Consider the following 19,639-nt stretch of genomic DNA (forward strand, 5'->3'; position numbering starts at 1 on the left):
AAAACTAAAATCCGCCGAATACCTATAGGTGATTTTGAAAAAATGGAGGGAAGATATGAAACAGCTATGTAAAAAAGGGTTGGCTTTCGTTTTGATGTTCATTTTTGTTAACGTTTTCATTTTAAGTCCAATTAACGGAGCGGCTGCCGTAGATGGAAAATCAATGAATCCAGGTTACAAAACCTATTTAATGGCGCCTTTAAAAAAGGTAACAGACTATACAACATGGGAAGCGTTTGAGAACGATTTACGCAAAGCGAAACAAAATGGATTTTATGCAGTGACAGTAGACTTCTGGTGGGGAGATATGGAGAAAAACGGCGATCAGCAGTTCGATTTTTCCTATGCGCAGCGCTTTGCTCAAGCAGCTCGTAATGCAGGTATAAAGATCGTTCCTATTATTTCTACTCATCAGTGCGGAGGCAATGTAGGAGATGATTGTAACGTTCCGCTTCCATCTTGGGTATGGAACTTAAAAAGTGATGACAGCCTTTACTTTAAATCTGAAACAGGTACGACAAATAAAGAAACGCTAAGCCCGCTTGCAACGGACGTTATTTCTAAGCAATACGGAGAGCTCTACACTGCATTTGCGCAAGCGTTAGCACCTTATAAAGACGTGATTGCTAAAATCTATTTATCAGGAGGCCCTGCAGGTGAAATTCGTTATCCGTCTTATACAGCAGCAGACGGAACCGGCTATCCGTCTAGAGGGAAATTTCAAGTTTATACGAACTTCGCCAAAAGCAAGTTTCAATCATATGCTTTGACTAAATACGGTTCGCTCGCCGGCATTAATCAAGCATGGGGAACCAATTTAACGTCTGCATCGCAAATTTTACCGCCATCAGATGGCTATCAGTTCTTAAAAGATGGTTATTCAACAGCTTATGGAAAAGATTTCTTAGCATGGTATCAAGGAGCTTTGGAAGATCATACAAAACGTATTGGACAGTTAGCTCATCAGGCTTTTGATTCCACCTTTAACGTACCAATCGGTGCAAAAGTGGCAGGAATTCATTGGCAGTATAACAATCCCACGATTCCTCATGCTGCAGAAAAACCTGCTGGATATAATGATTACAACGCGCTTTTAGATGCGTTTAAAACAGCTAAGCTAGATATAACGTTTACGTGCTTAGAAATGACGGACAGCGGAAATTATCCAGAATATTCTATGCCAAAGACGCTTGTACGCCAGGTAGCGGGTATTGCGAATGCAAAAGGAGTTGTTTTAAACGGAGAAAATGCTTTAACTATAGGCAGTGAAGATCAATATAAAAAAGCAGCTGAAATGGCCTTTAACTATAATTTTGCAGGATTTACTTTGCTTCGTTTCTACGATGTTATTAACAATGATACGCTGATGGGGCAATTTAAAAATACGTTGGGCGTTACACCACTTGCGCAAACGGTTGTAGTAAAAAATGCGCCAACTGCATTAGGAGAAACGGTTTATATTGTTGGAGACAGAGCTGAGCTAGGTCAGTGGGATACGTCCATTTATCCAATTAAATTAACATATAATTCATCTACAGCTGATTGGAGAGGCACTGTCTATTTTCCTGCCAGTCAAAATGTTCAATTTAAAGCAATTGTGAAGAGAGCTGATGGATCGTTAAAAGCATGGCAGCCTTCGCAGCAATATTGGAGCGTGCCGTCAACAACAACGACTTATACAGATAATTGGTAAAACAAAGCCGCATAGCAAACACTATGCGGCTTTATTTTGAACACAAGAATTATTTCCAGTTCGTTTGAATAAATTCATCTCGACCAGACTTAGCGCGGTCTTCTTTATAATGCTTTGGATTTTTCTTGTGAAAATCTTGGTGATACTCTTCGGCTTCATAAAACGTAGAGGCAGGAAGAATGCTTGTTACGATTGGTTTTTTAAAGCGTCCGCTTTCTGCGACCTCTAGCTTCGTCTCTTCAGCTGCTTGTTTTTGGCTGTCGTTATGGTAAAAAATTGCTGTTCGATATTGCGAGCCGCGATCTTGAAATTGACCTCCGTCATCTGTTGGATCAATTTGCGGCCAATAAAGATCTAATAAACGTTTATACGGAAACACTTCGGGGTCAAATGTGATTTGAACCACTTCGTAGTAACCGCTTGTTCCAGATTTTACTTGCTCATAAGTAGGGTTATCCACAGTTCCCCCCATATATCCTGATACAATGCCGTGAATACCTTCTAGCTCTTCAAAAGGTGTAACCATACACCAGAAACATCCACCTGCAAATGTAGCTTTTTCCATACGTAATCCCTCACTTAATCCGTTGTTATGAAGGGTATTATAACAAATTTATATTGAAACAGCTAGAAAAGGGTTTGTAGTCTGTGTAAAAGCTGTGGATAAAGGTGAATATCCACAGCTTTTACACAATAAACTCGACTGTTTTGAAGATTGAAAAATGAAGGAGAGAATAAAGAAAAAATGATAGAATAGATAAGATGTATATATCGTTTTAGAAGAAATTGCACAACAGAAGTACAATCTACGGACTGGGCTTTGGGGTGCTGATGGCATCTAGATAAATAAAGTTAGTACGTTAGTAACAAGAGGTAAGAAACAGCATATTCGCGCTGTTAAATAAATATACAAAGATAATAGGAGAGTTGAATATGTTACAAGATAATCTCATCCTAGAGCACTATGGATTAAACGAATTAAATTTTGATACGATCAAAAGCTATCGGGATCGGTTTGCTGAAGTAAAACCAGCTCATCCTTGGAATGCGCTTGAAACAAAGGAGTTTTTATACAAAGTAGGAGCTTGGGGAAAGGTTAGAGATACCCATAAAGAAGGAGTCACACTCGCAGGCCTGCTTTTATTCAGTGAAGAACGGATTATCACAGAAGTTTTACCACAATACTTTTTAGAATACCGGGAAAGTAAAGGGAACGAAGAATGGACAGAGCGCTTTACCTCTCAAGACGGGACGTGGTCAGGAAATATTTTTGATTTTTATTTTCATATTCATGAAATTGTTCGTAATAGCGAACCTCAGCCGTCAATCGCTTCCTCTTTAACAGAAGTTTTGATTAATATGCTTATTCATGCAGATTATAATGGCGAGGGCGGCGTTATTTTAGAAAAGCAACCTTCTCATTACGTTTTTTCTAATCCAGGCCTTTTGTTAGTACCTACAGATTCAGTTTTTAGCAATATCGTTAGTCAGCTTCGAAACCCAAATATCGTTAAGCTATTCAGTTTACTAGGGCTATGTGAACGTTCGGGCTCTGGTTTGAAAAAAGTAAAGCAAAATTGGAGCCTGCATCATTATAAAACGCCAGCTATTGATCAAGATGTTTCTATGCATCGTACAGTGGTCACGTTATCTTTGTCCACTCAAGAAAGACAGGTAAGTTCTTCTGGAAAAGACACTTACAATACGTCCATAACCGATTCGGGAAATAATTTTAAGGATGTCGAAAAATATCAAAATACACCTGAAAACAATGTCGAAATCTACTCTTATAATAAAAATAAGTACTCCTATAATAAAGGATTAATAGAGGAGTTTAAGTCATACAATAACGATGTTAACTCCTTCAATAAGGAAGATAACTGCTATAATAACGAGAGTAACTTATATAATAATGATGTTAACTACTATAATAATAACCATAACTCCTATAATAATGATCGAGAAGAAGATTCTTCTAATTTGGTAAATGTAGAGAATATTGATACGAGGCTATGGGATATTGCAGCGTTGGCTCGTGAAAAAAAACGGCTTTCGCCGAATCAGATGGAACATATTATTCTTGAGTTATGTAAAGAAAAACCGCTCATGCTTAAAGAGTTTGCTTATTTACTAGAAAGAACGCCGGATGGAGTACGTAATAATTATTTAACAAAGCTATTACGAAAAGGACAATTACAGTTGAAATATCCAAATCAGCCAAACCATCCAAAACAGGCATATTTATTTAATAAGAAAGATATAGAGAAATAAATCAAGCAACCGATAGAACATATAGAGATTCAGCTGCAAAAAATTGATAAGGAGGAGTTTGCTAAAAGCTACAGATTTAAGGGGGGAAATTCACCATAAAGTTGTGCCAAGCTGTCAGACTCTCTTTATATGAGTTCTGGCTCGTATAAAGGAGGAAAAAGAGTGTGAAAAGCAAGTGCGTTCTTATTTTTCTGGTGGTTGTATGGCTGTTTAATATGGGGAAAGGAATAGGATGTGGATCAAAGGTGAATGCAGAGATAAATATACCGCTGTCGACGTGGGTGTGGGATACAAAGAAATGGATGCTGAATCAAGAAGCTATCCTCGAAAAGCTTCAAGAAAAAAAGGTGACAAACGTTTATTTACAAATTGATACTCATCTTTCACCTTCCGTATATCGGCATTTTATCCAACAAGCACAAGCCCAGGGCATAAGTGTTTACGCACTTGACGGCGCTCCTTATTGGATAGGGCCTTCTGGTATAGAAGAGCAGGAAGCATTTTTTAATTGGATAACAGCTTACCAAGCACAAGCAGACGAGCCACAGCAATTTTCAGGGGTTCATTTGGATGTAGAGCCTTATTTGTATAAAAGTTGGGAAAATAATCGAGCGAAAAGTATTCTGCAGTATCAATATGTTATTTCTCAAGCCGCTGTACAGTCTCATGAGTTACACTTGCCGCTTGCTGTAGATATCCCGTTTTGGTTTGACGAAGTTCCATTCAAAAATAGCAATGGTTCCGGTTCGCTGGGGCGGTGGATTATTCAGTACGCTGATGAAGTCACAATTATGGCGTACCGGAACCACGCAGATAAAGAAAACGGTATTGCTGAAATAACAGAAAATGAACGCAAGTGGGGACGTGTACTATCCACTCCGATTGAAATAGGGGTAGAAACGATGGCTTCAGATGAAGGAGAATACATTTCTTTTTCTGCTAAAGGAGAAGAAATGATGATGCAAGAGCTGGGTATGTTGCTTACAAAGTGTCAAGCTGAAAATCCTCCAAGCAGTATAGCTGTTCATTATTTTGATAGCTGGATTCAGATGAAGCCATGACAACGAAAAGACCGCTGCATCACTGCAGCGGCCCTTTTGGGTTTAGGGAGTATAGATACAATATAGCCATTTTCTTAAAGGACTATACATAAAAAAAGTAACCATTTAAAAAATGGCTACTCACACAAAGGGGGGGAACTTAATCTTATCATTCCCACTTTTTCTAAAAGATATGCCTCTTTTAACCCGTTTTTTAAAATAATTTAGTCGTCCAAGATTCGCAGTTCCACACGTCTGTGACAACATCTTGATAAAATTCAGGTTCGTGGCAAATAATTAAGATACTTCCTTTGTATTCTTTTAAAGCTCGTTTTAATTCATCTTTCGCATCTACATCTAAGTGGTTTGTAGGCTCATCCAGTACAAGAATGTTGGTTTCATTGTTAATTAGCTTACATAGACGAACTTTTGCTTTTTCTCCACCGCTTAGAACTTCTACTTTACTTTCAATATGTTTTGTTGTTAAGCCGCATTTAGCTAAAGCTGCACGAATCTCGTATTGGGTAAAGTGAGGAAACTCATTCCATACTTCTTCAATACACGTATTGTAATTAGCCGTTTTGATTTCTTGTTCAAAATAGCCAATATGCTGGTAATCTCCTTTTTCTACAGAGCCTGAAATCGGTTTGATTTCTCCTAAAATACTTTTTAAAAGAGTTGTTTTCCCGATTCCATTTGCTCCTACAAGGGCAATCTTTTGACCTCGCTCCATTTTTAAATTCAGTGGCTTAGAAAGCGGCTCTTCGTATCCAATGACTAAATCAGATGTTTCAAAAATTAATTTGCTTGAAGTACGAGCACCCTTAAAGTTAAACTCTGGTTTTGGACGCTCCTGAGCTAGTTCAATTACTTCCATTTTATCGAGCTTTTTTTGACGGGACATGGCCATATTTCGTGTCGACACACGGGCTTTGTTTCTCGCTACGAAATCTTTTAAATCTGCCATTTCTTGCTGTTGTTTTTTATAAGCTGCTTCAAGCTGCTGTTTTTTCATCTCATATACTTTCATAAAATCGTCGTAGTCTCCTACATAGCGATTTAACTCTTGGTTTTCCATATGATAAATTAAATTGATCACGCTATTTAAAAATGGAAGATCGTGAGAAATTAAAATAAAGGCATTTTCATATTCTTGCAAGTAGCGTCGCAGCCACTCAATATGCTGTTCATCCAAGTAGTTTGTAGGCTCATCCAGTAAAAGAATTTCTGGTTTTTCAAGCAGCAGTTTGGCTAATAATACTTTCGTACGCTGTCCGCCGCTTAAATCCTGTACATCGCGATCTAAGCCGATATCTTCTAATCCTAATCCGCGTGCAATTTCTTCGACTTTCGCATCGATAACATAAAAGTCATTGTTTGTTAAGAGGTCTTGAAGCGTACCGACTTCTTCTAATAGTTTTTCGAGTTCTTCTGGTGATACCTCCGCCATTTTCTCGTAGAGGCCATTCATTTGAGCTTCTAAATCAAATAAGTATTGAAAAGCACTTTTTAGTACATCACGAATAGAAAGGCCGCGCTCTAATGCTGTGTGCTGATCTAAATAGCCAACGCGCACTTTTTTAGACCATTCTACTTTTCCAGCATCCGGTTCTAGCTTGCCTGTAATGATGTTCATAAATGTTGATTTACCTTCGCCGTTTGCTCCAATTAAGCCGACGTGTTCACCTTTTAACAATCGAAATGATACATCGTTAAAAATCGCACGGTCACCAAAACCATGGCTTAGATTTTTTACGTTTAATACACTCATGCTGACACACCTTTTCTTTTAAAATATCTATCGTACGTTTCGTTATAAACAAATTGATTCATAACGATTATAGCGAACTTATATACATAAATCCATATGAGTTTTCCAGCCTTGAAAGTCATATAAAATTCACTCGCGTCTTCCTTTCACTTCATTCATACTATATATATCAATGTAGAAAATCCTTCATGACGAAGGGAAGGTTATATCGAATCATTCAAATAGAGTATACAAAAGAATAAAAAGGCAGGGGGAAAAGAAATGAACATTCATACGATACTAGTGACAGGAAGAATGAATAAAGAGCTGGAGGAGATAATCAAACAAAAGCAGCTGTCTCAGACGTTTCGATTTATGGAAGAGCAAGACGTTACAATTGAAGATTTAAACTGGGCTGACGCGCTTTTATCCTTCGGTCCAACGAATTGCTTTGAAGATCATAGCCTTAAATGGGTTCATTCTCTCGGCGCAGGAGTCGATCGGTTCTTAGAAAGCGGTAATTGGAAAAAGAGTGTGATGTTAACACGTACGGTTTGTTCATTCGGTCAGCGAATCAGTGAATATTGTCTTAGCTATATGCTAGCTGAACTTCAGCACCACGCACAGTTTCAGCAACAGCAAAAACAAAAGCAGTGGAAAGTGGTAGAGCCTAAGCAGCTTTCTACTCAAACGGTCATAATTTACGGAACAGGTGAAATCGGCGGGCGTCTTGCAGCCGTTTTAAAATCTTTTGGTGTACGAGTAATAGGTGTATCTAAAAGTGGAAATGAAAAGCCATCATTTGATCAAGTGGTCTCGATTTCGAAGGAAAAAGAATTGCTAAAAGAAGCCGAATGGATTATTAGTACAATGCCGCTAACACATGAAACAAAAAGCTACTTTGATCCCAAATGGATGAATGTAGTTGAAAATGCATACTTTATAAATGTTGGACGAGGAGCAACTGTAGATGAAAATGCGTTAGTAGAGGCTATTGAGCAAAAACGTATTCGAAAAGCATACATAGACGTGTTTGAGCATGAGCCGTTAACGAAAGAATCTTCTTGGTGGGATCATTCAAACATCATCATAACACCTCATATTTCAGCGGTGACTACGGCTGAAGAAGCTGTTGAGTGCTTTGTTGAAACGCTGCAAAAAGTTGAGCAAGGCGAATTGCCTTCTAACTTGGTTAATATTGAAAGAGGCTATTAAAGCATTATGATGCGCGTTTCCGCTATGAGAATGGTATACTGAAACTTGCTTTTCTTGAACGAAAAGAATGAAATCTGTTCTTCTAGGGGGGAACAAACGTTGAAGCAAGAAGAATTATTTGAACAAGCACGTGTATTTATAGAGACGTGTTACGCTGAACTTGAAAAAAGCGAAGCGGATAAAAACAAGCGGTTAAAAGAAATCCATCAGCAAATTATGTCACTCGGACATTATGATCATACATTTGAAGAGTTAGAGCACGGAGCTCGTATGGCTTGGAGAAACAGCAATAAATGTATTGGACGATTATTTTGGCAATCGCTCAATGTATTTGATAAGCGAGATGCGAACACAGTTGAAGAGGTAAGAGACGCCCTTTTTCACCATATTGAATATGCAACAAATGACGGGAAAATCCGGCCTACTATTACGGTGTTTAAACCGAAAATGAAAGCAAAAGAGCCGGTTAGAATATGGAATCATCAGCTAATCCGCTATGCGGGATATGAGACGGAATATGGTATGGTAGGAGATCCTGATTCTATTGCGTTTACGGAGGTTTGCCAAAATTTAGGATGGGAAGGTGAGAGAACTCACTTTGATGTTCTTCCTCTTGTACTGCAAGTTAATGAAGAGTCACCTCGATGTTTTGAGATTCCAAAACATTTAGTGAAAGAAGTAGCTATTACGCATCCAGAACTTCCTGAATTTGAAGACTTACAGTTAAAATGGTACGCTGTCCCGATGATTTCAGATATGAAGCTAGAAATTGGAGGGATTGATTACGTCGCGGCACCATTTAATGGATGGTACATGGGGACTGAGATTGGGGCGCGAAATTTAGCGGATACGTATCGCTATAATCAACTTCCAAAAATAGCTTCTATGATGGGATTGAACATGGATTACAACGCGACGCTTTGGAAGGATAAAGCTCTTGTTGAATTAAATGTTGCAGTGCTTTCTTCTTTTAAACGAGAAGGAGTTAGCATTGTAGACCATCACACCGCTGCTCAGCAATTTCACTTGTTTGAAGAAAGAGAGCAAAAAAATGGCCGCGAAGTGACTGGGAACTGGACGTGGTTGATTCCGCCGGTTTCGCCAGCTACCACGCATATTTTTCATAAGCCTTATAAAAATAAAGTATTATCACCAAATTATTTTTATCAAGACGCTCCTTATTAAATGAACAAAAAAGAGAGTACGCATTTGTACTCTCTTATTACACGTTAATTAATTTTTGTGTTTATCAAGCAAGTTAGCAAGTACATATGTTTTGTACTTTTCTACTTTGCGGCCTTCGTGGTTGCGAACTCCTCGTTTCTTAAGTTCCTCAACATACCAACCTTTGCTTCCTACGTGCATACTCAAACACCCTTTCGTCATTTTTTTAGGATGAACAGAATGAGGTTCATTGTCTGCTCGAATGGAGACATCTTGTCTTTCCAATACGTGCCTCATTGTAACATCTTTTATTTTATGATAAAAGGGAAAAAGGTTAAAAAAACGAGAATGATTTCAAATGAATTTTAGTTTACTCATTCCTCGTTTTTTTGAGATAGAAGGAGGAGGTTTAATTCATCTTTATTTTGAATTAGATCTTCTAGCGTATATTGATCCAATACCTTAATGAAGGCTTGCATGGCTTCATGTAAAACACTTTTTAATTTACAGACGGGGCTAATAATGCAGAAGTTTCCTTCACGGTCAAAACATTCCACGATATGAAAATCTTCTTCTGTTTGACGTACCACTTTTCCAATATTAATGTCTTTTGGAAGCTGAGCTAAACGAATACCGCCGTTTCGTCCTCGAATCGTTTCAATTAAGCCAAGTTTTCCAAGCTCGTGAATGATTTTCATAAGATGGTTTTTTGAAATATTATACGCTTCAGCAATTTCTTTTATATTGCTTAGTTTATTATTATCGCGAACGCCTAAATATAATAAAACTCGCAGTGAGTAATCTGTATATTGTGTGAGCCTCATCTTTTTACCTCTTCTCTTATCAGCAGCTGATATATCTATAATAGCATGTCTATATCTAAGAAATACAGAAAGAATGCTCTCATTTTTGACGAGGCGAATTTGTGAACATTTCTTTAAATATGTATATAAAATATATCTTTTTAAGTTGGATATGAGTATCATAAAGATGTATTAAAAATATATCTTTTAAAAATGAATCTTTCGGAGGCGAAAGTTATGAAACAAACAACTATTTCTATTGTAAAAAGTACAGTTCCTGTTTTAGAACAGCATGGTCAAGCGATTACCACTCGTTTTTATGAGATGCTTTTTGAACAGTATCCTTCTTTAAAAAATGTATTCAACCAAACAAATCAAAAAACAGGCCGTCAGCAAATGGCGTTAGCTAATACAGTTTATGCCGCTGCGCAGTATATCGATCGGCTTGAAACGCTGCTTCCAGTTGTAAAGCAAATCGCTCATAAACACCGCAGTATCGGCGTAAAAGCAGAGCACTATCCAATTGTCGGAGAGTTCTTATTAAAAGCAATTAAAGATGTTTTAAAAGAAGCTGCGACCGATGAGATTATGGAAGCTTGGAAAGAAGCATACGGTGCCATTGCGGACGTGTTCATAAGTGTGGAGCAAGAATTATATGAAGAAGCCGAAGAAAAAGGATGGAAAGATTATAAAAAACTAATGGTTCATAAAAAAGTAAAAGAAGCAGAAGACGTGTACTCGTTTTATTTAGTATCACCTGATCAAAAAGCGTTGCCTGCTTTTCTACCAGGTCAGTATGTGAGTGTACGAATTCCTGGTCAAGAGTATTTATCTATTCGTCAGTACAGCTTGTCAGGCTATCCAAGTCAACCATATTATAAAATTACGGTGAAAAAAGAAAAGCAAATGGAAGACGGGGTCGTGTCAACTTATTTACATGACCAATTGAAAGAAGGAGACTTGCTTGAAGTCAGCGTTCCAGCAGGAGATTTTGTCTTAAAAGAAAATAGTAAATCAGTATTTATCAGCGGAGGTGTAGGAATTACTCCAATGATGTCAATGCTGCATCAAGCACTGGAAAACAATCAAGAAGTAACATTTATTCACAGTGCTAAAAATGAGCAGTTTCATGCAATGAAACAAGACCTTCAATCGTTGTCAGAGACATATACGTTTGAACAACACGTTTTCTATAGTCAAGCGCAAACAGACCAGCATGATGAACATATAACGTATGGTCGCTTAACTAAAAAAGAGCTAGCTAAATATGCCGGCGATAAACACGCATATTATTATGTTTGTGGATCTTCTTCATTTACGCAAATGGTGTTAGAAGGCCTAGCTGAAATGGGTATTTCCCAAGAAAATATCATGTATGAATCGTTTGGCCCGAAAATGAGTATGACTCCTTCCGCATAAATGTATGGAAAAAGGGTAAAAAGCTAACAGTAGACAATACTGTTAGCTTTTTTTATGAAAGGGAGTTTAAAGATGACAAATAAGCAGTATGACATGGTGGGAATAGGAATAGGACCTTTTAATTTAGGCTTAGCGGCCCTTGCTGAGCCTCTTGATGAAATTGATGCCGTCTTCTTTGATAAAGAAGAGAAATTTGAATGGCATCCGGGCATGTTAATTGACGGCACGGACTTGCAGATTCCGTTTCTAGCAGACTTAGTTACATTTGCGGATCCAACAAGCCCCTATTCTTTTCTAAATTATATTCACAAGCAAAAACGCTTGTATCCGTTTTTTTTCTTTAATCGTTTTGACATTCCGCGTCAAGAATACAACGAGTACGCAAAATGGGTAGCGGAGCAGCTATCTTCCTGCCACTTTTCTTCAAAAGTTGTGGACGTGATACCGAAAAATGAAGAAGAGTATTATGAAGTAAAGGTAGAAACACCTGATGGAATTCAAACGGTAAATGCTAAACACGTTGTAATGGGAACAGGAAGCATTCCACTTGTACCTCCGGCTTTTGAAGAAAAGCTTAATGAGCATATTTTACACAGCAGCGGCTATTTACATAAAAAAGAAGAGATTCAAAAAGGAAAGCATGTAACGATCGTTGGTTCAGGGCAAAGTGCTGCAGAGATTTTTCTTGATTTACTAGAAGAACAGACTGAACATCATTACCACCTTACATGGTTTACAAGATCCTCTAATTTTTTTCAGCTTGATCAATCCAAGCTTGCTCAAGAGTTATTTTCGCCAGACTATGTAGATTACTTTCATTCGCTGCCTTTTGAGGAACGTACAAGCACGGTAGAAGATTTAAATCCTTTACGTCACGGAATTGAATCTTCTACCTTAACGAAAATCTATGATTTACTTTATCATCGTTCACTTAAAGGAAAAGTACCCGTTACGATTCAAGCTTCGACTGAAGTAAGTGATATTCATAAAAAAGGAAATGGATATGAGCTGGAGTGCAAACAATTAAAGGCTGAACGCTCTTTTCAATACGAAGCGGATCGTTTGATATTGTCCACGGGCTATAAGCCAAAAATTTCGCCGTTCATCGAACGAATAAAAGATGATATCGAATGGGAAGATGACAAGCGTTTTAAAGTCACAAAAGATTACCGGCTTGTCTTTAAACAACCTCGTAACCACCACTTTTTTACGTTAACCAATATTGAACATTCACATGGATCTGGCGCAACAAATCTTGGTTTATCCGTTCAGCGCAATCAGCGTATTCTGAACGTGATTGCAGGGAGAGACGTGTATCCAGTTCCAGAAGAGACGACGTTCCAGACATTTAATTTGTTTTGAATTTCTTCTTTATAAAAATCTTCAATGTGGTTTTTGATTATTGTAGAAAAGTTTTTTATCCCTAAACTATGTTTAAAAGAATAGTGTACGGGTATTTTATTTATAGAACATTAGTACACAAATCAATTAAGGAGTTGCTTAGAATGAGTAAGAAAATTGCAGTACTAGTAACAGATTTATTTGAAGATGTGGAATATACAGATCCAGCCAAAGCCTTTGAAGAAGAAGGCCATACGCTAACAAAAATCGATGTTAAAACAGGTGAAGTAACAGGTAAACAAGGCGAAACAACATTAACAATTGATAAAGCAATTGCGGATGTAAAACCAGAAGATTTTGACGCATTGTTTTTACCGGGAGGTTTCTCACCAGATATCTTACGTGCAGACGATCAAGTCGTAGCTTTCACAAAATCATTTATGGATGAAGGCAAACCGGTTATGGCTATCTGTCATGGACCACAGCTGCTAATCAATGCTGAAACATTAAAAGGACGTGACGTAACTGGTTTCAAATCAATTGCTATTGATTTGAAAAATGCAGGTGCAAACTTCCATGACAAAGAAGTGGTGGTATGCGGTAATCAACTAGTTACAAGCCGTACACCAGACGATATGGAAGCATTCGTACGTGAATCAGTAAATGTCTTAAAGTAAGTAAATAATATTAGTAAAACTTTCTGTAAAAGGCGATAAAAGGGTGGTTTACCACTCTGCTGTCGCCTTTTTTGTATGTAACGATTTTGACGAGGAAATTACAGTTATATTACTGCATTGGATGAAGCGGTTTCTAAAAGAATATGAAAACCTTTTACTATCAATAGATAGAAGCCATGTAACACAATCGAAATATTTTTTACATAAATAAAAGTATAATTTTGGTAGCTTAAAAGACGTTGCGAGTTTCATAGTTTTCATGCAACAATGAGGGTGCATCACGAGATTGGCTTGCTACAAGCTTAGATGCGTTGCGGTTTTACAAAAAAACTTTATTATCACATAGGAGGATTTCAAACATGAAGAAAAGGTTTCGTATTGCCACTGTCGCAGGTGCCGTATCATTAGGATTACTAACAGCAGGACAAGCAAATGCAGCAGCTCCTGATTGCAACACTCCAAAACAAATTAACATTAAAGATGCTCAAGCAGCACAAAATATAAATGTAGATGAGCTATTAAAGAAATTTAACGCTCAAGGACAATCTGCTCAAGCAGCAGCTCCACAACAAGAAACACAAGCACCAGAGCAAGCTGAAGCAGCTCCACAGGAACAAGCACAAGCACCAGAGCAAAGTGAAGAAGCAAAAGCTCCAGAGCAAACACAGCAAAACACAAAAGCTCAACAATCAGAAAATACTGATAAAGCAGAACAAACAAAAGATGCTAGTCAATTCGAACAAAAGGTCGTAGATTTAGTGAACCAAGAGCGTGAAAAACAAGGTTTAAAACCTCTAACACTTAACAAAAAATTAAGTGACGTTGCACGCACTAAATCAAAAGATATGATGGACAAAGGGTACTTTGACCACAATTCACCAACATATGGTTCACCATTTGATATGATGAAACAATTCGGCATTGAATATACAACTGCAGGTGAAAACATTGCAAAAGGTCAGCAATCTCCTGAAGATGTAATGAATGCTTGGATGAATAGTGACGGTCACCGCAAAAACATTCTAAACCCTGATTTCACTGAAATTGGTGTTGGATACGTAAAAGGTGATACTACGTACTGGACTCAACAATTTATCGGTAAGTAATACAAAAAGAGCAGGATATACCTGCTCTTTTTTGCGTTTTTAGCTGTCCAATTTGGGTATAGTAAAGTAAGAACACGTAAAGGAGTGCCTTAAATTGGGACGTATATTAAAAAAAATTCTAGTCGCTGTTTTTCCTATCCTTTTAAAAGAAGGATATCGTCATTATAAAAATCGTAAAACTCGAACTACGCCGTCTAAAGGATATAAATAAAAAGGACTCAAAAGAGTCCTTTTTATTTTATGCTTGAACGGTGATATGCTTAAATTCTTTTACGTTAAATAATCCTTTGTCGGTTAGTTTTAGACATGGGATAACAGGCAAGCTTAAGAAAGATAATGTCAGCAGCGGGTTGAATTTCTGTGAAATATCAAGCTCATGAAGAGCCCCGTGAAGCTGTTTAAGTAAGCTGTTTACTTCATTGTAAGGGTGAGGTGACATTAATCCTCCAATGGAAAGAGGGAGGGAGCCAATCACTTCATTGCCTTTTACAATAACAATACCTCCGCCGATTTCTTCAATTGCCGAAATTGCTTTTGCTAAATCTTCATCATTTGTTCCTACGGCTACGATATTATGTGAATCATGAGCAATCGTGGTAGCGATCGCTCCGTCTTTTAACTGAAAACCTTTTACAATCCCAAGACCAATATTCCCTGTTAGATGATGACGCTCAACAACAGCCATTTTTAGCTGATCGTTTTCTACAGAAGACTGAAATTCGTTTTGCTTCACTTGAACTTCTTCTACAATATGATTTGTAATCAGGCTGTTTGGATTAATTTCAATAATATTAGCGCGATTGTGCTGAAGTGGTATCGTAAGTTTTTTAATGGAAAACTCTTTGAGATGAACAGAATTCATTAGTTCTGTTGGAAGATCAATTTGTTCTTCTTGAACAGAAAGCATCTCTCCATTTTCAGCAATAAGCTCTCCGTTTTGATAGACATGTGCTGCAGATATATCGGTTAAGTCGTCTAATAGAATAAAATCCGCTTTGTAACCAGGAGCAACCGCACCTCTATCTTTTAACCCGTAGCATTCAGCGGCATTTAACGAAGCCATTTGAATCGCAATTAGCGGATCCAGCCCGAGTTCAATAGCAAAACGAACATTGTAATCAATAGAACCTTCCGTTAATAAATCATCTAGGTGTTTGTCATCGGTACAGAATAAAAATCTGCGCGCGTTACGTTCATTTACAGCAGGTAATAGTTGTTTCAAATCTTTAGCAACAGAACCTTGGCGGATCAGAACATACATCCCGCGCTGAATACGCTCAATTGCTTCTTCTGCTGTTACGCATTCATGATCTGTTGAAATATCAGCGGTACGATAAATATTAACGCCCGTAGCATCTAGCCCTGAGCCGTGCCCATCAATTACGCCGTTTGCATCGTTAGCTGCTTGTAATTTATCGAGCATATCGTCATCGCCATCTCGCACAGCAGGGAAATCCATCACTTCTGCTAATCCAAGCACGCGAGGGTGAGAGAAAAATGGCGCTAAGTCAGCTGCTTTTAAGACGGCTCCAGAGCTTTCAAAAGGAGTTGCCGGCACGCTTGAAGGTAAGTTCACAAATACGTCTAAAGGAATGGAATCCGAGTTTTGAAGCATAAACTCAATGCCAGATTTCCCTGAAACATTCGCAATTTCATGAGGGTCCGTTACGACAGTTGTGACGCCTCTAGGTACAAGAAGTTTTGAGAACTCTTTAGGTGTAACCATTGATGATTCAATGTGAACGTGTCCATCAATGAATGTAGGAGAAATGTATTTTCCTTTTGCATCCACGACGTTATTCCCATCGTATTGACCTATTCCAACAATCACTCCATCAGCAATCGCAATATCGGCTTCAATGATGGAAAGCGTAAAGACATCGATAATTTTCCCGTTTTTCACTACAAGATCTGCAGGTATTTTTTTATTGGCAACAGCAAGCTGTTTTTTTAAGGTTGTTTTTGTATTTGACATGAATGTGACTCCTCTCATTGTATAACTGAATAACAATGAAGGACTATGTAAGGGAGAACATAAAGAAGAATAAAAATGCAGTATGAATGATGTTCAACCCTCGTAGTCCAACTATTTACGGTAGTTCGGTAGAAACTCTTGGACCCTATTTCCAAGACTATACGAGCTTTAGGTATTTCGATACATTCTATAGACAAATAATAAAAACGTCAATTCCTAATAAAAAAGAAAGATTTTTGGGAATATTTCATCTATGTGTATGTAAACGATTTAACTCTTATTTGCTCGCTAAAAGGCGCAGCATTCATGTATAGAAAAAAATGTAGAAAAAACCGTCAATGGCTATTAGTCATTGACGGAGTTGTCATTAAGCTTGTTTACGCAGTGTACCTAATTCTTCCGCGATCGCTTGCATTTCACTTGGGCTAAAAGAATCTTTTCTCATTACCATATCGTATAAGTACTTTAAGTCTTCATACATTTCTTCGTCAAAAGCTTCAGCTTTAATTGCTCCGATATTTAGCATGCGCAGTTTTTCACTAATACTATCGACCATATGTTTAATATTCTCTGGAGATTTTACTGATAAATCCACTTTGTTCATCCTTCCAGTTGCGTTTTTTTTTATTGTAACATGTTTTTATCGTGTGAACACTTTTATGTCAGGTTCTTATCCACAGAAGAGTGAAAACGATATAAATAAAAGAAAACTATTTTTTAGTTTAAAAATGATTGTATATAATGTTTGTAATAAGGGAAAGGAGTCGAGACTATGATTAACGTATTATTCGTTTGTTTGGGAAATATTTGTCGTTCACCCATGGCAGAAGCGGTCTTTAAAAATATGGTGAAGAAAAAAGGGCTAGAAGGACAAATTCACGTAGATTCTGCAGGCACAGGAGGCTGGCACAAAGGCAATCCTCCTCATGAAGGAACGCAATCTATTTTAACGAGAAACAACATTGATTTTAAAGGGCAAACAGCAAGACAAGTGATTCAAGAGGATATAGCTAAATTCCATTATATTATTGGAATGGATGTCGAAAATGTAGGAAACCTGAGAAGGATGGCTGGACATAATAAAACAGGTTATATTGCAAGGCTTTTGGATTTTGTGCCCGATTTACATATTGAAGATGTGCCTGATCCTTATTTTACGGGAAATTTTGACGAAGTATATGACTTAGTTCAAGAAGGATGCAAGGCTCTTTTAGACGAAATTATAGAGAAGCATTTCTCGGAATAAGCGATACTTAAAAAATAAAAAGCGGAGGAGAAACGACAAATGGGTAAACGAAATAAGCTAGTAGAAGGTATTGTCATTGGAGCAATTATAGGAGGAGCTGTTTCTTTATTTGATAAAGAAACAAGAAGCTCTGTCATTCAAGGAAGTAAAAAACTGAAAGACAAAACAACAACTCTTATTCAGCACCCTGAACTTGTAACGGATACTGTCAAAGAGAAATATGAAACCATCCGTACGACCATCGAGCAAGTTTCTGAAGATGTATCATTTGTAGCAGGAAAAGTAGAAAAGTTAAAAGAAACAACACCTCAGGTGATGGAAATTGTAAACGATACAAAAGAAGCATTTGTGGAGAAATATGGTGATGAACAAAAATAAATAAGGAGGCACATATGGCTGGAATGTACATAAATAACATCGTAAGGTTTGGCAAAGAACTGATGGGCCGCATTCATCGAGATGAGCTGCCCAGTTTATCAGCTGAATTGGCTTATTATCTGCTGCTCTCGCTATTTCCTTTTTTAATTTTCTTAATTACGCTGATTGGATTTTTGCCATTAGAATCAACAGACCTGCTTGACTTGGTCGAAAATGTAGCGCCACAGCAAACGCTGCACATGATTGAAAGCAACGTTTCCCATATCATTGGTTCTCATAATGAAAAGCTATTATCCTTTGGTATCATTGCCACGATGTGGTCTGCTTCAAATGGAATTAATGCGATCGTAAGAGCATTTAACCGAGCATATCACGTACAAGAAAATCGGCCTTTTTTAGTGGCGAGAGGTATGGCAGTTCTCCTTACTTTTGCGATGATATTTGTTATTATTGTAGCGCTTTTACTTCCTGTTTTCGGTCATATGATTGGCCTTTATTTATCGTCTACGTTTGGGTTTTCAGAAACTTTTCTCGCTTTATGGTCTGCTTCCCGCTGGATTATCAGCGGCCTCATTTTGTTTACTGTTTTTACGGGGTTATATTACTTTGCTCCTAATAAAAAACTGCTGATTCGAAATGTTGTAAAAGGAGCGGCTTTTGCTACGGTCGGATGGACAGTGGTATCGATGCTGTTTGCATATTACGTAAATCATTTCAATAACTATACAGCTACATATGGAAGCTTGGGCGGAATTATTATCCTGCTTATTTGGCTGTACCTATCGGGCATGATTATCGTTATTGGAGGAGAAATCAACGCTATTTTCTACGACCGTCGAGTCAAATCTTCATAGTCACAAATTGGGATGAAATCATTCGCAAGATATGAGCATACTAACAAAGTGAAAGGGAGGTTTTACATCATGACAAAGCATACAAAAAAAGACGGAAGCAATACAAAGCAAAATAAAAAGAGCCAGCCAAAGCATAAAACAAGCAACAGCCAAAATGGACAAAACGGTTACCATTAAGGCATTGATTTCCATAATAAAAAGCCTAACAAATACGTTAGGCTTTTTTGCGTTAAGATTTTAGCAAGCGAAGGCCGTTTAAGATAACTAAAATGGTGCTACCTTCGTGACCTATAACACCAAATGGCATATCAAGCACTTGGAAAAAATTCGAACAAATTAATAAAAAGATGACGGCAATAGAAAAAATAACGTTTTGCTTCACAATTGAGTTCATTCGTCTGGAAAGAGCTACTGCATCCGAAATTTTTGATAGATCATTTTTCATTAAAACGATATCGGCTGTTTCAAGTGCCACATCCGTTCCTTCTCCCATGGCTACTCCAACGTTAGCAGTAGCAAGAGCAGGTGCATCGTTAATGCCATCTCCCACCATTGAAACGGTAGGGAATTTTTCTTTTAACGCTTTAATTTTATCTACTTTCGCTTCAGGCAAACATTCTGCAATGTATTCATCGACTGCACACTCTTTTGAAATAGCTTCGGCTGTTTTTTCGCTGTCTCCTGTAATCATGACGGTATGAATGCCC

Annotated in this window: 19 protein-coding genes and 1 riboswitch; of the genes, 12 read left to right on the forward strand and 7 right to left on the reverse strand. The window is 37.7% G+C overall.

The window, feature by feature from the left end:
* Positions 1-55: 55 nt before the first annotated feature.
* Positions 56-1,693, forward strand: coding sequence for a family 14 glycosylhydrolase (locus tag AC1DRF_RS00440; protein WP_274157420.1), 1,638 nt, complete (start codon positions 56-58; stop codon positions 1,691-1,693).
* 49 nt (positions 1,694-1,742) lie between these two features.
* Here the strand turns inward: AC1DRF_RS00440 and msrA are convergent, their stop codons facing one another.
* Entirely contained in the window at positions 1,743-2,258 is a 516-nt protein-coding gene (gene msrA, locus AC1DRF_RS00445) for a peptide-methionine (S)-S-oxide reductase MsrA (protein WP_029324598.1), read from the reverse strand.
* A gap of 368 nt (positions 2,259-2,626) precedes the next feature.
* On the opposite strand from msrA, the gene AC1DRF_RS00450 reads away from it, so the two are divergent.
* Positions 2,627-3,964 carry an ATP-binding protein gene (locus AC1DRF_RS00450; RefSeq protein ID WP_477740224.1) on the forward strand — a complete coding sequence of 446 codons (1,338 nt, stop codon included), beginning with the start codon at positions 2,627-2,629 and terminating at the stop codon, positions 3,962-3,964.
* A 164-nt stretch (positions 3,965-4,128) separates the two neighbouring features.
* A complete protein-coding gene (locus AC1DRF_RS00455; RefSeq protein WP_477740225.1) occupies positions 4,129-5,025 on the forward strand; it encodes an amidase in 897 nt (298 codons plus the stop codon).
* Between the two features lie 193 nt (positions 5,026-5,218).
* Here AC1DRF_RS00455 and AC1DRF_RS00460 read toward each other — a convergent pair whose 3' ends face one another.
* Positions 5,219-6,775, reverse strand: coding sequence for an ABC-F family ATP-binding cassette domain-containing protein (locus AC1DRF_RS00460; RefSeq protein ID WP_013055117.1), 1,557 nt, complete (start codon positions 6,773-6,775; stop codon positions 5,219-5,221).
* A 261-nt stretch (positions 6,776-7,036) separates the two neighbouring features.
* Between AC1DRF_RS00460 and AC1DRF_RS00465 the strand changes: the two genes are divergently transcribed.
* Together AC1DRF_RS00465 and AC1DRF_RS00470 are read left to right on the forward strand one after the other, a co-directional pair.
* Complete coding sequence (locus tag AC1DRF_RS00465) at positions 7,037-7,969, forward strand: D-2-hydroxyacid dehydrogenase (protein ID WP_477740226.1); 933 nt, start codon at positions 7,037-7,039, stop codon at positions 7,967-7,969.
* A 99-nt stretch (positions 7,970-8,068) separates the two neighbouring features.
* Positions 8,069-9,154 carry a nitric oxide synthase oxygenase gene (locus AC1DRF_RS00470; RefSeq protein ID WP_043975699.1) on the forward strand — a complete coding sequence of 362 codons (1,086 nt, stop codon included), beginning with the start codon at positions 8,069-8,071 and terminating at the stop codon, positions 9,152-9,154.
* Between the two features lie 48 nt (positions 9,155-9,202).
* On the opposite strand, the gene AC1DRF_RS00475 is transcribed toward AC1DRF_RS00470, so the two are convergent.
* Positions 9,203-9,334, reverse strand: a complete 132-nt coding sequence (locus AC1DRF_RS00475; protein WP_016762840.1) for a YflJ family protein — start codon at positions 9,332-9,334, stop codon at positions 9,203-9,205.
* A gap of 173 nt (positions 9,335-9,507) precedes the next feature.
* Entirely contained in the window at positions 9,508-9,957 is a 450-nt protein-coding gene (locus AC1DRF_RS00480; RefSeq protein ID WP_028410145.1) for an Rrf2 family transcriptional regulator, read from the reverse strand.
* Positions 9,958-10,173: 216 nt separating this feature from the next.
* Between AC1DRF_RS00480 and hmpA the strand changes: the two genes are divergently transcribed.
* The 4 genes from hmpA (at position 10,174) to AC1DRF_RS00500 (ending at position 14,479) form a co-directional block, all read left to right on the forward strand.
* Positions 10,174-11,355, forward strand: coding sequence for an NO-inducible flavohemoprotein (hmpA, locus tag AC1DRF_RS00485; protein ID WP_043975696.1), 1,182 nt, complete (start codon positions 10,174-10,176; stop codon positions 11,353-11,355).
* Between the two features lie 72 nt (positions 11,356-11,427).
* On the forward strand, positions 11,428-12,717 hold the full coding sequence (locus tag AC1DRF_RS00490) for a lysine N(6)-hydroxylase/L-ornithine N(5)-oxygenase family protein (RefSeq protein ID WP_043975694.1): 1,290 nt from the start codon (positions 11,428-11,430) through the stop codon (positions 12,715-12,717).
* Positions 12,718-12,860: 143 nt separating this feature from the next.
* Positions 12,861-13,373: a type 1 glutamine amidotransferase domain-containing protein gene (locus AC1DRF_RS00495; protein WP_013081517.1), complete on the forward strand. Its 513-nt coding sequence runs from the start codon at positions 12,861-12,863 to the stop codon at positions 13,371-13,373.
* 359 nt (positions 13,374-13,732) lie between these two features.
* A complete protein-coding gene (locus AC1DRF_RS00500) occupies positions 13,733-14,479 on the forward strand; it encodes a CAP domain-containing protein (protein ID WP_013055125.1) in 747 nt (248 codons plus the stop codon).
* A gap of 238 nt (positions 14,480-14,717) precedes the next feature.
* Here the strand turns inward: AC1DRF_RS00500 and ade are convergent, their stop codons facing one another.
* Both ade and AC1DRF_RS00510 read right to left on the reverse strand, forming a co-directional pair.
* Complete coding sequence (ade, locus tag AC1DRF_RS00505; RefSeq protein WP_477740227.1) at positions 14,718-16,454, reverse strand: adenine deaminase; 1,737 nt, start codon at positions 16,452-16,454, stop codon at positions 14,718-14,720.
* Positions 16,455-16,537: 83 nt separating this feature from the next.
* A riboswitch (purine riboswitch) is annotated at positions 16,538-16,639 on the reverse strand.
* 182 nt (positions 16,640-16,821) lie between these two features.
* Positions 16,822-17,049, reverse strand: coding sequence for a DUF1128 domain-containing protein (locus AC1DRF_RS00510; RefSeq protein ID WP_013055127.1), 228 nt, complete (start codon positions 17,047-17,049; stop codon positions 16,822-16,824).
* Between the two features lie 177 nt (positions 17,050-17,226).
* Between AC1DRF_RS00510 and AC1DRF_RS00515 the strand changes: the two genes are divergently transcribed.
* Genes AC1DRF_RS00515 through AC1DRF_RS00525 form a run of 3 tightly spaced genes read left to right on the forward strand, consistent with a single transcriptional unit; the run spans position 17,227 to position 18,932 of the window.
* Complete coding sequence (locus AC1DRF_RS00515) at positions 17,227-17,700, forward strand: low molecular weight protein-tyrosine-phosphatase (protein WP_427076822.1); 474 nt, start codon at positions 17,227-17,229, stop codon at positions 17,698-17,700.
* A gap of 39 nt (positions 17,701-17,739) precedes the next feature.
* Complete coding sequence (locus AC1DRF_RS00520; protein WP_013055129.1) at positions 17,740-18,078, forward strand: hypothetical protein; 339 nt, start codon at positions 17,740-17,742, stop codon at positions 18,076-18,078.
* Between the two features lie 14 nt (positions 18,079-18,092).
* On the forward strand, positions 18,093-18,932 hold the full coding sequence (locus AC1DRF_RS00525) for a YihY/virulence factor BrkB family protein (protein WP_013081521.1): 840 nt from the start codon (positions 18,093-18,095) through the stop codon (positions 18,930-18,932).
* Positions 18,933-19,161: 229 nt separating this feature from the next.
* Here the strand turns inward: AC1DRF_RS00525 and AC1DRF_RS00530 are convergent.
* Positions 19,162-19,639: HAD-IC family P-type ATPase (locus tag AC1DRF_RS00530; RefSeq protein ID WP_477740228.1), on the reverse strand; the 478-nt coding region annotated here is incomplete at its 5' end.

This window comes from Priestia sp. P5_B4 (genome assembly GCF_056400385.1).

Excerpts from the sequence above, each read along its gene's own strand:
- AC1DRF_RS00440 (WP_274157420.1), top strand. The coding sequence starts at position 56 with ATGAAACAGCTATGTAAAAAAGGGTTGGCTTTCGTTTTGATGTTCATT.
- msrA (WP_029324598.1), bottom strand. The coding sequence starts at position 2,258 with ATGGAAAAAGCTACATTTGCAGGTGGATGTTTCTGGTGTATGGTTACA.
- AC1DRF_RS00450 (WP_477740224.1), top strand. The coding sequence starts at position 2,627 with ATGTTACAAGATAATCTCATCCTAGAGCACTATGGATTAAACGAATTA.
- AC1DRF_RS00460 (WP_013055117.1), bottom strand. The coding sequence starts at position 6,775 with ATGAGTGTATTAAACGTAAAAAATCTAAGCCATGGTTTTGGTGACCGT.
- AC1DRF_RS00465 (WP_477740226.1), top strand. The coding sequence starts at position 7,037 with ATGAACATTCATACGATACTAGTGACAGGAAGAATGAATAAAGAGCTG.
- AC1DRF_RS00475 (WP_016762840.1), bottom strand. The coding sequence starts at position 9,334 with ATGCACGTAGGAAGCAAAGGTTGGTATGTTGAGGAACTTAAGAAACGA.
- AC1DRF_RS00480 (WP_028410145.1), bottom strand. The coding sequence starts at position 9,957 with ATGAGGCTCACACAATATACAGATTACTCACTGCGAGTTTTATTATAT.
- hmpA (WP_043975696.1), top strand. The coding sequence starts at position 10,174 with ATGAAACAAACAACTATTTCTATTGTAAAAAGTACAGTTCCTGTTTTA.
- AC1DRF_RS00490 (WP_043975694.1), top strand. The coding sequence starts at position 11,428 with ATGACAAATAAGCAGTATGACATGGTGGGAATAGGAATAGGACCTTTT.
- AC1DRF_RS00495 (WP_013081517.1), top strand. The coding sequence starts at position 12,861 with ATGAGTAAGAAAATTGCAGTACTAGTAACAGATTTATTTGAAGATGTG.
- AC1DRF_RS00500 (WP_013055125.1), top strand. The coding sequence starts at position 13,733 with ATGAAGAAAAGGTTTCGTATTGCCACTGTCGCAGGTGCCGTATCATTA.
- ade (WP_477740227.1), bottom strand. The coding sequence starts at position 16,454 with ATGTCAAATACAAAAACAACCTTAAAAAAACAGCTTGCTGTTGCCAAT.
- AC1DRF_RS00515 (WP_427076822.1), top strand. The coding sequence starts at position 17,227 with ATGATTAACGTATTATTCGTTTGTTTGGGAAATATTTGTCGTTCACCC.
- AC1DRF_RS00520 (WP_013055129.1), top strand. The coding sequence starts at position 17,740 with ATGGGTAAACGAAATAAGCTAGTAGAAGGTATTGTCATTGGAGCAATT.
- AC1DRF_RS00525 (WP_013081521.1), top strand. The coding sequence starts at position 18,093 with ATGGCTGGAATGTACATAAATAACATCGTAAGGTTTGGCAAAGAACTG.